Source organism: Bacillus cihuensis (assembly GCF_000504145.1).
GTDB lineage: Bacteria > Bacillota > Bacilli > Bacillales > DSM-1321 > Peribacillus > Peribacillus huizhouensis.
Genome location: NZ_KI632495.1, coordinates 1,309,229 through 1,324,319 on the forward strand (window position 1 = coordinate 1,309,229; position 15,091 = coordinate 1,324,319).

The window sequence follows — 15,091 nt, forward strand, 5'->3', positions numbered from 1 at the left end:
ACTGTAGAATAGTGTTTATCCTTTTCTTTATGAATAAAGATATATAACCACCTTATTACACTAGTATTTTATACCCTCTTATGAAATTGAATATTCATAATTCGGTAGACAAATCACTGAGGGAATAGTAAAATTAGTTAACCAATCTGTTAGATTTGTTCATATGCATATCCTATAACGTCCTTTCCCGATAAACACGGACATGAAAAAAGGTAAAAATGAAGACGTTGTTGCTAAAAAACTAAGTTATACGTTGACGAAAATAAACAAATCAATGATTAATATTTTGCGTTAATTTCCTTCCATGCTAAAGAATGCCTTGAAAGGGCAATAAGCCAATCAAGGTCTTAAAATTTTTTTGAAAGCTGAGCACTGGCATGGCCACTATTCGAAAGGAGTTAATATTTCTCCTAAAGAATTATCTCTTTTAACTAGCATTGATAATATTAGTCGATATTTAGATTGCCGCCTTTTTGATTTAGATAGTACATACTTACAATGAAATCAATATAGGGATATGAGCACCTTACGGATGAGAAATAATCATTTCCGCTGACCCGTTTATGTGGAATTTTCCTAAGCCATTTGGTAAAATAAAATGACTACCCTTTTCGAATGAATAGCTACCATTTTCTGTAACAATCGCACCCGCTCCACTTATAACGCTACCTATTAAAAAGGGTTTATCTTGTGTAAACGTAGCTACTGTCTCAATATCCCATTTGTAGACAGAGAAATACTCACTCTGAACGAAGGTTGTAATTGTGCCACCAGTGATTTCTTCTGTAGTAGGTATAACAGAAATATCACGATGTGGGATAGTTGTGACATCAACTGACTTATTAATATGTAAGTCTCTCTTGTTACCTTGCTTGTCAATACGCTCATAGTCATATACACGGTATGTTGTGTCTGAGCTCTGCTGCGTCTCTAAAATAAGAACGCCTGAGCATAATGCATGGATTGTTCCACTTGGTACATAGAAGAAATCACCCGGTTTTACTTTTATACGACGCAGTAGGTTACCCCATTCTCCGTTATTAATCAACTCAACAAACTGCTCTGTTGAAGTCGCTCTATGCCCAAAGATTATTTCAGCATTTTCTTCACAGTTAATCACATACCAACATTCCGTTTTACCTAGTTCTCCATTTTCATTTTTATTGGCATATTCATCATTAGGATGCACTTGAACAGAAAGGTCATTATTTGCATCTAAAATCTTGGTTAGTAACGGAAATACTTCACCCTTGAGACTCCCGAATAATTCTCGATTTTCTGACCAAAGTTTACTAAGAGACTTCCCTTTATAAGTACCATCACTTACTGTGCTTTGACCATTAGGATGTGCGGAGACTGCCCAGCACTCTCCAGTCAAATCAGATTCGATATCATATTGAAATTCTGTTTTAAGCTTTTTTCCACCCCAAATTCTTTCTTGAAATACTGGAAGTAAAAAAATAGGTTGTTTCAATTAAGCCACTTCCTTCATTATCTAATTATTATTTTTACATGAAAATCCATACATATTTAACAAAAAATGTAAATTCATATGTACACGAAAGATCTTACTTATATAAATTTCTATAAACCTATCACTATATAAAGTGATAGATTATTCCTATAGAAACTTTCATTGCTTCACATCTATCTTACTGACTATTCTGAAAATGGTATAAGGCACCAACTTGCCCTGCAAGATTTCTAAATTTACATACATCAATCTCAGTAATTTCAACGATTTCCGGACGAATTTTCTTTAGACGTTTGTTGATATGGTTTGTGAATCCTGATTGTTCACTGATTCCACCCCCATACAAAACCTTTTCAGGTGCAAACGTGTGAATTAAATTAGCAGTTCCTATTGCTATTGCATCAAAAAATGATTCTACTTCTTCTTGTACACTATGATCTTTTTTATTATAACGATCGATTAATTCTTCACCGGTCAGTTTTTCACCTGTTTTAAGAAATACTCGATTCAGTAAATTCCAAGTGGATCCTAATCTACTAAACGTACTCGTTTCAACAAGAGTATCTAATGATTGGGTTGAACTCATAATCATGAGTCCTACTTCGCCAGCCATCCCCTTTCTTCCACGTCTCAATTTTCCGTCTAGAAGTATTCCTCCACCTATGCCAGTTCCAATTGTCATACATATGAAACTATTACATTCTTGTGCATTTCCTTTCCACTTTTCGGCTAAAGTTGCACAATTCGCATCATTTTCAACCTCAACAGGCAAGCCTATATCAACTAGTTCTTCCTTAATACTTCTTCCGATAAAATCAGTTACTTGACCAGCATAATGAACATAACCGGTCTTTACATCAACTGCAGCTGGTATACTTAATGCAACCCCGCTAAGATACCATTTGTTTTTATACTTTTTCGTCGTATCAATGATAAATTTATATATTTGTCCGTCTCCTTGGGGAGGCGTTGGGCTTGAAGAGCTCTCTAATACATTAGCTTGTTCATCCATAACTGAATATTTAACTGATGTTCCACCAACGTCATAGACTAGATACTTTTTCATAACATACTCCTCATTTCAAAACCCATTGTTATCAACTAACTTCTTGAACCAATAACCACTTTTCTTAATTGTTCGCTTATAGTCATTCTGTAAGTCGACTGATATTAAACCATACCGATTTTTATAGCTGTTTAGCCAAGACCAATTATCCGTAAAGGTCCATACATGAAATCCTTTTACATTGGCACCTTCGTTTAATGCTTTATGTACCCACTTTAAATGATCTTCGTAAAAGTTAATTCGGTAATCATCCTGTATCACTCCATTTGTATCCTTAAAGCGTTCTTCTGATTCAACTCCCATACCATTTTCCGAAATGAAGCATTCAATATTCCCATAGTTTTGTTGTATGTTTTTTAAAATATCGTAAATACCCTTTTCATAAATCTCCCAGCCTCTGTATGGGTTCAATTTTTTCCCTGGCATGTCATAATTATCAAAGTACCGCTCTGGCATGAATGGAGCATTTGGATTTGGCATATTTTCCTTCTCCTTAACTCTTCGCGGTTGATAGTAATTAATCCCTAATAGATCAACCGTATTTTTACGGATTATGTCCAAATCTTCAGCTTCATATTTAGGTAAAAAGTTTTCTACCCGTAACATGTCAATTAACTTTTCTGGAAACTCGCCTTTGACTGATGGATCTAGAAAGGAACGGTTAAATAACAAATCAGCTTTTTCTGCAGCCTCTAAGTCAGCAGGGTGATTGCTCCTTGGATAGGAGGGAGTAACATTCAATATAATTCCAATTTTTCCTCCAAGCTCTTTATCACGGTATACCTGAATTGCCTTTGCAGAGGCTAATACAGAATGGAATCCAACCTGAACAGCCTTTTCAAAATCACAAAGTGCGGGATAATGATGTCCATATAAATAACCGCATTCTACAGGTACGATTGGTTCATTATGTGTGAACCATTTAAGTACACGGTCTCCAAAATGCTCAAAACAAGTAGATGCATATTCCACATACGCCTCAACTACAGAGCGGCTTTCCCAACCACCCTCATCTTGCATAGCCATTGGCATGTCAAAATGATAGAGATTTACAAAAGGTTCAATCTCATTTTCTAGTAAAGTGTTAATAATTGTGTTATAAAAGTCAATGGCCTTCTGATTTATGTCTCCACGACCCATGGGAAACATGCGGGACCATGAGATAGAAAAGCGAAAGCTTTTATGTCCTGTTTCTTTCATGAGTTGAATATCTTCAAAAAATTTCGTATAAAACTGTGAAGTATTATCAGGTCCAATTCCCTGATAAAAACGATTCGGTTCTGTTTCATACCAGTAGTCCCATATATTCTTTCCTTTTCCCTCTGCCCCTGAAAATCCTTCCATTTGTGTTGCAGATGATGCAGATCCCCACCAAAAGTCTTTCGGAAATATGTATTTATTCTTTTCTACATCTGTACTCATTTAAATAACCTGCCTCCCATTAAAAAGAAAGCAAGTCGGAAAATAAAGCATCCGACTTTGTCTCCTTTGTTATTTGTACGGAATCTTTTAGTTATTTTTCTTCCACTCATCATATTGTTTTTGAATTTCTTTAAGCACTTTATCTAATCCTGCATCTTTAAACTTCTTATTAGCTTTTGGTAGATATACTTCAGGGTCAACACTACCCGTTAATAGTGCAGGTGCAAATTCACTTGCAACGTTTGAAATTGCTGCGATTTCTGTACGAACAGGATTCGTATCAAAATAGAAACCTAAGGTTGGTGCTTCTACAGAAGCTTCATTGAATTTTTTGAACGCTTCCCATTTATCGTCAGGATCATTTTCATATAACTTAAGAATGAAATGGTTTCCTAGAGAGTAAGTTGGCATGTTATAGCTTTCAACACGAGCTGGAAGGTCTTTAATTTTACCATTATCATTCTCTTCATAATGCACGCCTTCGATACCACGATCAATTAAGTTACGAAGATATGGATCTGTATTTAATAGATTTAAGAACTCCATAGCTTTCTCTGGATTTTTTGAAGTAGCTGAAATAGCTTGGATAGCCCCTGTTACAGAGTTGTTAAATGTAATCGGATTATGCATTGGTTGAACTGCTACATCATAACCTGCTGAACGAGACCATATTAATTCCGCATATGGCTGGTACATTTCTTTACGTAAGAACCAGTTTTGTACTTCTAACGGCCATGGATCTGTACTTGTTGCAGCATCGGCTTTTATATAACCAGCTTTATAGTATTTGTGCATTGTTTTTAACGTTTCCATCATAATATCTGATTCAAAAATATTAACTACCTTATTTTTATTTCCTTCTAAAGAAATCGCGAATGGCAGTTCATCTTCTAATATATAATCAAATGGTAAATACGGTTTAAAAGTTGCGATCGGTGTAAAATCTGGCTCATTCTCTTTAACTGTTTTCAATAACGGTTCTAAGTCTTTTAGCGAGTTAATGCTTGAAATATCCATTTTGTATTTATCGACTAAATTCTTATTAAAAACGTACACACTTTGCTGTCCAACTTCTTTATTAGAAGGAATACCATAAAGCTTCCCATCAATTTCAGCTCCTTCTATGAACGCTGGATCAAGTGCTGCTTTTAATTCTTTTCCATGCGTATCAAGAAGTTCATTTAGGTCTTTAAATGCTCCTTTTTGTGCATTCAACACATAGTTTCCACCACCAGTATAGGCAATATCAAACGATTCACCTGAAGCAATCATCAATTGCATCTTTTGATCATAATCACCCCAGTCGATTTGTTTCAATTTAACGGTTGCGTTAATCTTCTCTTTTGTGTATTTATTTACTTCTTCCATTACTTTTTCAACATCTTTTTGGGGTGTACCAATCGTGTACCACATAATTTCATACGGTTTATTCTTATCGGCTTTACCGCTTCCACTCGTATTAGCTGATTTATCTCCACCACATGCAGCTAACAATGCTGATAAACTGAATAATAGTACAATCATAAAAGCAAATTTCTTATTAATGGTAATTCCTCCCTTTTAGTAATCTATTTCAAAAAGTATTTATTCCTTAACGCCACCAATTGTCAATCCACTAACAAAGTATTTTTGGAAAAATGGATAGGCAATCGCTATTGGCAAAGTAGAAATAACAACCATTGCCATTTTTGCAGCATCTTGAGGTATTGCGCTTAATAAATCATTTTGTGCTCCACCTGCTAACGAATTTTGTCTTAAAAATTCTATGTTGTTTTCAATTTTCATCAACATGGACTGCAGTGGAACCAAGTTCGGTTCATCAATAAACAATAGGGCATTAAACCAATCATTCCAGTAACCCAATGTACTAAAAAGGGCAATGGTTGCAAGACCTGGTAACGATAGTGGAACAACGATTTGTGCAAAGATTCGTAATTCACTTGCTCCATCAATTCTAGCAGATTCCAAAATGGATTCAGGTACAGACCTTTGGAAAAAGGTTCTCATAATTAATATGTAGAATGCGTTCATTGCAAGTGGTAAGATCAATGCCCAAATAGAGTTACGTAAATGTAAAAACTGTGTTGCTACGATATAGAAAGGAATTAGTCCTCCACTAAAGAGCATTGTAAAGAAGGCAATAAAAGTAAAGAAACCGCGGAATTTGAATTGCTTTCTAGAAATAGCATAGGCATATAATGCAATCATTACTACACTGAAGACCGTACCAAGCACTGTTACGACTATCGTAATCGTGTAAGATTGAAGCAATTGATCCTTCATTTGCCACAAGTATCGGTATGCTTCAAAACTCCAAATTTCAGGTAAAATCTGATAACCATTTCGCGCTAAGGTTTTCTCATCAGTTAAAGAGATGATGATTACATATAGAAATGGAAAGATACACATTAAAGCAAACGATCCTAACAATATATTCATCAAAAGATTAGGAAACCCACTTAGACCATGTGGTGTGTACTTTTTCATACGCTTACTTTTTTTGTTCGGTTGATTCAGTGGATTTTGTACATTCCCTTTATGTAACGGAGTAGGCGGGGAGCTATTTTGATTGATTTTCATAGTATTTTGCCACAAAACTGCGGCCGCCCTCCTTTCTCTCTCGATTTTTTAAAATAGAGCATATTCTTTATCGACCTTCTGAGCTAGATAGTTTGTCAGCATGACTAATGCAAAACCTACAAGTGATTGGTAAAGACCAGCAGCAGTACTCATACTAATGTCCCCCATTGTCGTTAACCCACGGTATACATACGTATCAATTACATTTGTTACTGAATATAACGTACCGGAATCACGAGGAACCTGGTAAAACAGACCAAAGTCTGCACTGAAAATTTTACCAACGTTTAAAATGGTCAAAATAACAATAAGCGGTGTTATCATCGGGATTGTTATATTACGGATTTGCTGCCACTTATTTGCACCATCAATCATAGCAGCTTCATAATAGTTTTTATCAATCCCGACTATGGCAGCTAAATATACAATGCTGCCATATCCAATACCCTTCCACATGCTTGTTAGAACGATAATGAATGGCCAATATTTTGCTTCGTTATACCACGAAATAGGGTCTTCTACTCCAAACCAGCTTAGTATATTATTAAACAGGCCTCTATCCACGCTTAGAAACGTGAAAACGAAATAACTAACAACAATCCACGATAAGAAGTGTGGAAACAGCATTCCTGTTTGGTATATTTTAGACAGCCTCTTATTTGCGAGTTCACTTAAAACAATTGCTACAAATACTGCTAAAATAAGCCCTAATACGATAAATACTAAATTGTATAGTATCGTATTTCTTGTAATGATCCAGGCGTCATTTGTATTAAATAAAAACTCGAAGTTTTGTAAACCAACCCACTCACTATTTTGGATACTTGCAAAAAATCCATTCGGATCATAATGAAAATTTTTAAAAGCAATGACCGTTCCAAACATCGGAAGATATGCAAATAACAATAGCCAAATCGTTCCTGGTAAAACCATGAGAAGCCACACACGATTTTTATAAACATCTTGAAAAAAACTCTTGATACGATTCACGAAGCCCCTCCTCTCTTATAATGAAAACCTTTACATCTCTATATTAAAGAAAAGTCAAAAATGTATATAGTTAACAATATTAAGATTTACTGTACTTATTAAACATTCCGAAGTTCATCCACCACTTTTAATATTTGTTGATTCTTTTGGGCCGAGATATGGCCCTCTACAACAGAAAAAATCCCGAATAACGGGATATCATGACTGGATATTCATTGTTCTCCAAGCAGATGGAGTAATCCCCACCACCTTCTTAAACTGTTTATAAAAATAAGCAGAATCCGAATAACCCACTTGTTTTCCAATTATTCCAGCTTTTAAATGTGTGCCTCTTAACAATTGCTTAGCTTTTTCCAGTCTTAAATGGTTCATATACTCAGAAAATACTAAGCCAGTTTCTTTCTGGAAAAGTTGGCCTAAATAAATGGAGTTTATATGGAATTTATAGCTTAAAGTTTTCAAAGAAAGTTCTTCATGAAAATGTTCTTGAATATATTGCACCACGCTTTGAATAATAGGACTTCCATGCTGTGTTTTTTGCTCTAATGTTCTAAAAATCCCTTCAATAAAATCAATAAGAATGTCAACTAAAAGTTCCATTGAATAGGTCTCTAAGATACGCTTTACAATACCTACTGTTTGATCATTTGCATGTGAAGATACATCTTTTTGTATGGACGTAACTATATCGATAGCGAATCCTCTAATAATAGTAGGAGCAACCTTTTTAGTAGATTTATTAATCACAGCAAAGACACCTTTGATCCACAAAAACGCCTTTTCTTGTTCTGAACCAACAATATATCTCTTCAGATCATCCAATTCATACGAAGTAGAAAAGTTTGCGTGGGTATACTGCATGATTGATTCATCTGTTATGAGCCCACTTTCTTTGAGTACTAATCGAAAGCTAGATAACTCTTTTGCACGTTGATAGCTCTTATACAAATCATTTGTGGAGCAAACAAATGATCCAACACTTATATGATACTTACAAGAAACATAACCAGCAAATAGCTCGTTCAATTCATCTAGTTTTTTCTTAAATTCCTTTTCACATGTAGACGAAACTAAAAGGATAAGTTCGCCATCTGGATTAATAATACAGACAGACTGAAATAGTTCCTCTACCCTTTTTCTAAAAAAGGAAATGTTTTCATGCTCAATCTCATCTGATATTTGCATTAAAACAACAGCTAATTTTTGACCATCAAACTCCAAATTATATAAGTCTACTCGTTCCCGCCATTCTTTTGCATCGATGTCTTGATTAAGACATCGCCAAATCGTATTATCTCTTAATATCGTAAATGCTTCTTCATTATTTGTTGACTTCTCAAGTTTCTCTACACTATTTTCCAATGTTGAAATGAGTTCTTGCTCATTGACTGGCTTCAAAAGGTAATTTTCGATTCCTAGCTTCATTCCCTTTTTCACATATTCAAATTCTTCGTATCCAGATAAAACGATAAATTTTGTATGTGGTTGACGTTCTTTCAATTTACTAATTAATTCTAATCCATCCATTAATGGCATCATGATATCTGTTAATAATAGATCAACATGACATGTTTCTAACTTTTGTAGAGCTTCACTGCCGTTAGAAGCATCACCAACAACTTTAAGTCCATAATCTTCCCATGGTACCAAGGCTTTCATGCCTTCAATAATAAATGGTTCATCATCTACTAAAAAAACATTATACATGTTGTAATTATTCACTCCTAGCTGCTGGAATTCTAACTTCTACAATCGTTCCTTCTCCCTCAATACTACTAATCTGAATTCCATACTCTTGTCCATATTTTAATCGTATTCTTTGATGAACATTACTTAACCCTATTGAGCCCTCAGAGGTGGTAGTTCCTGCTAATAATTTAGTATGTATAGCCAATAATTTATCTTGTGAAATACCTTTCCCATTGTCTTCTATAATAATTTCAATGTCCCGATGAATTCTTTGAACTTTTATTCGTAATTCATTATGAATGGTTTCTTTTCGAAAGCCATGAATCAAATAATTTTCAATAAGCGGCTGAAGGGTAAATTTGAGCATTTTATCATCTAAACAAGTTTCTTGAATCTCGTACGTTACGTTTATACGATTAGGATATCTAATCTGATTTAGACCTATATACTCCTTAACATGTTGGATTTCATCAGAGATTTGAACGATTTCCCTACTACTTAAAGAATAACGAAATAATTGCCCTAAACTATAAATCATATTACTAGCTGGTTTAGATCCGTCAGCTATAGCTTTCATGCGAATAGCTTCTAATGTATTATATAGAAAATGTGGTTGTATTTTCGACTGAAGCGCTTCCATTTCAGCCTCTCTTTGGCGAATATTTAAAACATATACGTCCTTAATATACATGTTTAAATCATCTAACATATCATTGAAACTTTCTGATATGGTTGTTAACTCGTCCTTTTCTCTACTATCTGGGATTCTAATTTGCAAGTTTCCATTTCGAACTTCGTGAATGGCCGTTTCTATTTTATGAATTCTTCTAGAATAAGATCTCATGGCAAAATAGGTTACAGCAATTGCTATTCCGGAAAGTATAAATGTAGATAATAACATATACCTATGTACAATTGTTACTTTCTTAATATCATTTTCAGGGATGAATCCTACATACATATACCCCATCTGGTCATCAGCTAATGTATTAATATAATAAATTTTTCCATCCCACTTTATTTTCTTAAAGCTCGTTCTAAATGATAGATCTTTCAATGGTTCTGGAATATTACTATTGTCTGACGAGTATAGATAATCCCCATCACGTTGAAATATATAGACTTTTCCTTTAAATTGGGATTTCCGTAATCGAATCAAATCTTGAATTCCTGATGTATCATAAAAAACTGTAAGATCTCCTAATTTCTTAAGGGTCGCTGGATCATTAATTGAACGAGAAATTTGAATATTGTTGAAGATACTTCGTTCTTGCTCCCACTCAACATTCTGGAGTTGTAAGTCTTCAGGATGAAGACTTTTGCCTTCCAAATCTACTTTCTTAGTCATATATTTATTCCACCTATGATGGTTATAAATATATTCATACTCTGTACCAGGGCTTGCACTTTTTAAACTCACTGCATTGATATCAGGGTCTTGGCTAAAATACGCTTGGAAAAATGTATTAAGATTATTCGGAACAAATGAAGAGTTCTCACTGTACTTATCTAGTCGATACGATAGATATGTATCATAATCATGTTGCAACGCAAATGCAATATCATTAAAAATCAGATCTGTTTTTAAATATAAGTCTTGCATAACATTTTGTGTATACTCATCTTTTCGCTGGAGATACGATTCAACCCGTTCTAGTGTTCGTGTACTTGCGTCCATTTCTTTCTGAATAATAACTTCTGTATAATAGCGTGATAATACAAGTAGTAATAGAAACATTGTAAGAAGGATTGTTGTGGAATAAGTGATTAATATTTTGCTAAACACCTTATTCGTTAGCCGCTTCTTCATATTACTCAAGAACATTCCTTAGATCCTCCCATGCAGACTTACTTGCCCAACTACTATTCTACTATATTTTCTGTCGGAAAAGTGAATTAATTCCACTTTTCCGACAGCTGGATAAATTATTTATCATGTATGATCTTATTTCATCAAGAAAAATAGACTAATATTGTTTTAATTTCATATGGTCTTATTTCAAAATCAATACTTTGAGTTTGTTCCTCGCTATCAAATTGTTCCATCAAATTTGTTTCATACCATTTTTTTACGTTTCTCGGGAATTCAATCAAAACATTTCCACGTTGCCCTTCATACTCATGTAAGCGAATAATGACTGCATCCTCATCTTCTTTTTTCTTAATCGCATCGACCTTAACATGATCGTTAGTAAGATTCATAAACGAGCTTTCTTCTGGTAAAAATCCACCGTTTACTACTTTCAATGGATTATTTAAAAACCAAGCTTGCTTTACTGTTTGTCCAACTCGCCAATCTCCCTGATGAGGTAGCAATGAATACGTAAACTCGTGCTCTCCTTGATCTGCAGTTGGATCAGGGTAGATTGCTGCTTTTAGTAAGGATAAGCGAATCGTTTGGTCTTTAATGTCATACCCATATTTGCAATCATTTAACAAACTCACTCCGTACCCTGTTTCAGAAAGGTCTGCCCACTGGTGTCCAACTGTTTCAAATCGTGCCATATCCCAGCTTGTATTCCAATGTGTCGGTCTCTTAACATTACCAAATTGTATATCATACGTTGCTTCGCTTGAACGAATATCAACTGGGAATGCTACTTTCATTAACTTGCGTTGTTCATGCCAATCCACTTTTGTTTTAAAGTCAATCCGTCTATTTTGAGCATGGAAAATCATATCTTGTTCAATTAATGAATTTTGGTACTTCCATTTCGTCCGAATGACAACCCGAAGTGGACCGTTTTCAACAACTTCACTTGATACTACTTCACGGATTTCCTCCATTTTTTCTTGGTAATACAAATCAATATCCCACGCATCGTGTGCCAAAGGCTTATCTTCAAAAATTTGGAGGATATTTCCCTTTTCCTGTTGTGCTAGTACTTCACGCTTAGCTTTCTTATCAAAAATACGAGTCAGCTGAAGGGAGTCATTCCATTCGACTAGATAAAAAGGTGTTTCTAGCAACTTCTCCTTAATAAGAAAAGGTGTATTATTTTCTAGCATAGAATCTTGTGTGAATTGGATTTCTACTGCACCAAATTGTTTGGTCTTGTCTAAATCGACGAACCAACCATCTTCAGTTCGTTGGCTATTTAGTTTTTCGCCTGAACCTGAAGTCCATCCACCAGCTACATCATTCGTTTGATCGTATGGGATGAATACATTTTGGGCATCTTGCCAACTAGTTGCATTGAAGACTGTATACGTTCCATACTTAGATTCAATAAACTCATTGAAATTATTTTGATCCATTTCAAGTTGGATATCCTCTGCTTGTTTATACTCCACTGCTGCATCTTCATATACTTCCTTAATGGATGAACCAGGAATAATATCATGGAATTGATTTCGTAAAATAATCTTCCACCCTTCATCAAGCTGTTGCTTCGGATACTTCTCCCATGAAGATAATAGAGAGTTCCACACAGACAACCACTCTGATTCCCTGTAACTCAACTCGAGTTTTCGATTCATTCTTTTTACGAATGCTTGACTTGTATAAGTTCCCCGGTGATATTCAAGGTACAATTCTCCATCCCAAGTGTGGACATACTCATTTGTGTTCTCAATATTTTCGTGTAATTTTCGGAAGAAATCTCCAGCTTTTGTCGTTTGTACTTTTGGTAGTCCTGGCATATTTTCGAATCTGCGACGAAGCTCAATCATCTCTCGATTGACTCCACCACCACCATCACCATAGCCGTAAGAAAGAAGTAAATCTTGGTTAACATCTTTATTTCGGTATGAATTCCATGCGCCGTTTACAGTTTTTGCAGTAATCAGCCCATTATATGTGTAAAACCATGAATCATCCGAATTCCAAGGTTCTGGAGTGGTTACAAAATGAGTTAGGATTTCTGTCCCATCAATTCCACGCCATTGGAACGTATCATTTGGCATACGATTGTACTGATTCCAGCTAATTTTTGTAGTCATAAATGTATCGATTCCTGATTTTTTCAAGATTTGTGGCAGTGCCCAGCTATACCCAAATACATCTGGTAGCCATAAATATTGGCAATCTACATCAAATTCCCTCTTGAAAAATTCTTTTCCATACAAAATTTGTCTTACTAGTGATTCCCCACTAGGAATATTACAATCTGCTTCTAACCACATTCCACCTTCAGTTTCCCAACGGCCTTCCTTTACACGTTTTTTAATTGATTCATAGATTTCTGGATAGTCTTCTTTAATATATTCATATAACTGTGGCTGTGTTTGTAGGAATAAATATTCAGGATATTGTTCCATTAATCTTAAAACAGTAGAAAAAGATCGAGCAGCCTTTTCACGTGTATGTTTTAAGCGCCATAGCCAGGCAACATCAATATGTGTATGTCCAACACAATGAATGGTCACAGGATGATGTTTTTCGATTTCGTTAAGACTCTTATTCAATTCCTCACTAGCAATCTCACAACTACGATAAAATACGTCATCACCTGGTTTACTCCAATTGATTTTCATAAAAGCTTGATTCAATGCTTTTACAATTGCATGCTTTTCTGGTTGGTCATCACCAAGTTCTTTAATGGTTTGCCACGCTGCTAAGGATGTATAATATAAATCATCGCAAGCCTCGTCTAACCAAGCTACTTTGGCCACCTCAAGTGTATAAGTTTGCTCTTTCGGCTCTCCACCGCCTTCAAGTCCAGACCAAAGTCTGAAATCTAATTGAACATTGCTTCCTATTTCGGTTGGTGGGAAAAATACTTCCTGATGGTTAGAATCCACACCTTGGTATGGATTTCCATTTAAGAATAATAATGATTCGAAGCCAGAATTGTTTCCTCCACCAGTACGTCCAAAGTCAAATAAACCTACTACTTTTCTACCAGTCCATTCTGCCGGAAGTTGAACATCTGCACTTAACCAAAGATACCGGTCTCTCCCCGTCCATTGGTCTCTTAGTTGTAAAGTTGATTCACCCTTTTCAATAGGTGGATATGTACCTACTTTACCTTCATCCTCAATTGTACGAAACTGACCAATCTCCATGCCATCTCGATAACGGAACTGCGCCAATTCTTGTATTCTTGCTTCTAGCTTTCTTTCTACTAAAAACATATAAATCCCCCATTCGTATATTAATTTACGCTTTCCTTGAACTTCATTTGTTTATTTACTTGTGATTGCTGCCGTTCTAGAGTATTAAATCTATTTATACAAACATTCATAATCCAATATGCAGGCAGTACACCTGAAATAAATGGTAGAAGTCCCAGGATATTCGTAATTAAATAGCCAATAAAAAACAAACCAATACCAATCAATATTGTGGAAAAAGGACTAATAAGTGAAATAATAAAGGATTGTTTGATGTACTCCCTTATTGAGTAATGATAATGTACATAGACAGGGAAAAAGTGAACAATAGTATTCAAATATAAAAGAATGATAAAACTAATAAAAACATAAAGAATAACGGAAAACGTTCCTTCCATGTTTTCAGCAATTCTTAAATCGACATATAAAAAAAAGCCAATCGCCGCATAAATCAACCCAATACAATTTGAACGGACAAACTCTTTTTTAAAGGTTTCTTTAAATATCTTTAATATGGAAACATCTAGTTCCTTCATCTTCCACTTTCGTGTCACAGCAAATAACGCAACAGTCGCAGGCATAATGCCAAAAACACCTAGTCCAGCCACGATAAATACAAACCAAAGAATATTCGTCCATACTAACCTAACAATCCATTCACTTACTTCTTGTAACATTCTCCCCATGTTTTTCATCCCCTACTATTATGGTAAGAAACATCCTTGAGCATCTGATCTCAACCCAACGATGAAAAAGGTTCAGATTCTAAAAACTGTATCACCTAATGAAGGTGGCGGTGCGGAGCTGATTTTGCG

10 protein-coding genes are annotated in these 15,091 nt (G+C 35.1%); all 10 read right to left on the minus strand.

Annotated features, from left to right (window positions below):
* Positions 1–526: 526 nt before the first annotated feature.
* On the minus strand, positions 527–1,474 hold the full coding sequence (gene manA / locus V179_RS0112205) for a mannose-6-phosphate isomerase, class I (RefSeq protein WP_028391700.1): 948 nt from the start codon (positions 1,472–1,474) through the stop codon (positions 527–529).
* A gap of 178 nt (positions 1,475–1,652) precedes the next feature.
* Positions 1,653–2,540: an ROK family protein gene (locus V179_RS0112210; RefSeq protein ID WP_028391701.1), complete on the minus strand. Its 888-nt coding sequence runs from the start codon at positions 2,538–2,540 to the stop codon at positions 1,653–1,655.
* 15 nt (positions 2,541–2,555) lie between these two features.
* Positions 2,556–3,962: a glycoside hydrolase family 1 protein gene (locus tag V179_RS0112215; protein WP_028391702.1), complete on the minus strand. Its 1,407-nt coding sequence runs from the start codon at positions 3,960–3,962 to the stop codon at positions 2,556–2,558.
* An 87-nt stretch (positions 3,963–4,049) separates the two neighbouring features.
* Entirely contained in the window at positions 4,050–5,507 is a 1,458-nt protein-coding gene (locus V179_RS0112220) for an ABC transporter substrate-binding protein (RefSeq protein WP_028391703.1), read from the minus strand.
* Positions 5,508–5,546: 39 nt separating this feature from the next.
* Entirely contained in the window at positions 5,547–6,449 is a 903-nt protein-coding gene (locus tag V179_RS0112225; RefSeq protein ID WP_028391704.1) for a carbohydrate ABC transporter permease, read from the minus strand.
* A 141-nt stretch (positions 6,450–6,590) separates the two neighbouring features.
* Complete coding sequence (locus V179_RS0112230; RefSeq protein ID WP_051405022.1) at positions 6,591–7,475, minus strand: ABC transporter permease; 885 nt, start codon at positions 7,473–7,475, stop codon at positions 6,591–6,593.
* A gap of 255 nt (positions 7,476–7,730) precedes the next feature.
* Positions 7,731–9,239, minus strand: a complete 1,509-nt coding sequence (locus V179_RS0112235) for a response regulator transcription factor (RefSeq protein ID WP_028391706.1) — start codon at positions 9,237–9,239, stop codon at positions 7,731–7,733.
* Positions 9,240–9,246: 7 nt separating this feature from the next.
* Positions 9,247–11,046, minus strand: coding sequence for a sensor histidine kinase (locus tag V179_RS0112240; RefSeq protein WP_028391707.1), 1,800 nt, complete (start codon positions 11,044–11,046; stop codon positions 9,247–9,249).
* Positions 11,047–11,174: 128 nt separating this feature from the next.
* The gene (locus tag V179_RS0112245; RefSeq protein ID WP_028391708.1) at positions 11,175–14,297 is read right to left on the minus strand and encodes an alpha-mannosidase; all 3,123 of its coding nucleotides are present in this window, start codon (positions 14,295–14,297) and stop codon (positions 11,175–11,177) included.
* Between the two features lie 20 nt (positions 14,298–14,317).
* Entirely contained in the window at positions 14,318–14,962 is a 645-nt protein-coding gene (locus V179_RS0112250) for a YesL family protein (RefSeq protein ID WP_051404941.1), read from the minus strand.
* Positions 14,963–15,091 lie beyond the last annotated feature (129 nt).

Bases quoted from the DNA above. Each gene is read 5' to 3' on its own strand.
- V179_RS0112210 (WP_028391701.1), bottom strand. From the start codon at position 2,540: ATGAAAAAGTATCTAGTCTATGACGTTGGTGGAACATCAGTTAAATAT.
- V179_RS0112215 (WP_028391702.1), bottom strand. From the start codon at position 3,962: ATGAGTACAGATGTAGAAAAGAATAAATACATATTTCCGAAAGACTTT.
- V179_RS0112225 (WP_028391704.1), bottom strand. From the start codon at position 6,449: ATGAAAAAGTACACACCACATGGTCTAAGTGGGTTTCCTAATCTTTTG.
- V179_RS0112230 (WP_051405022.1), bottom strand. From the start codon at position 7,475: ATGGTTTTACCAGGAACGATTTGGCTATTGTTATTTGCATATCTTCCG.
- V179_RS0112235 (WP_028391706.1), bottom strand. From the start codon at position 9,239: ATGTATAATGTTTTTTTAGTAGATGATGAACCATTTATTATTGAAGGC.
- V179_RS0112240 (WP_028391707.1), bottom strand. From the start codon at position 11,046: ATGTTCTTGAGTAATATGAAGAAGCGGCTAACGAATAAGGTGTTTAGC.
- V179_RS0112245 (WP_028391708.1), bottom strand. From the start codon at position 14,297: ATGTTTTTAGTAGAAAGAAAGCTAGAAGCAAGAATACAAGAATTGGCG.
- V179_RS0112250 (WP_051404941.1), bottom strand. From the start codon at position 14,962: ATGGGGAGAATGTTACAAGAAGTAAGTGAATGGATTGTTAGGTTAGTA.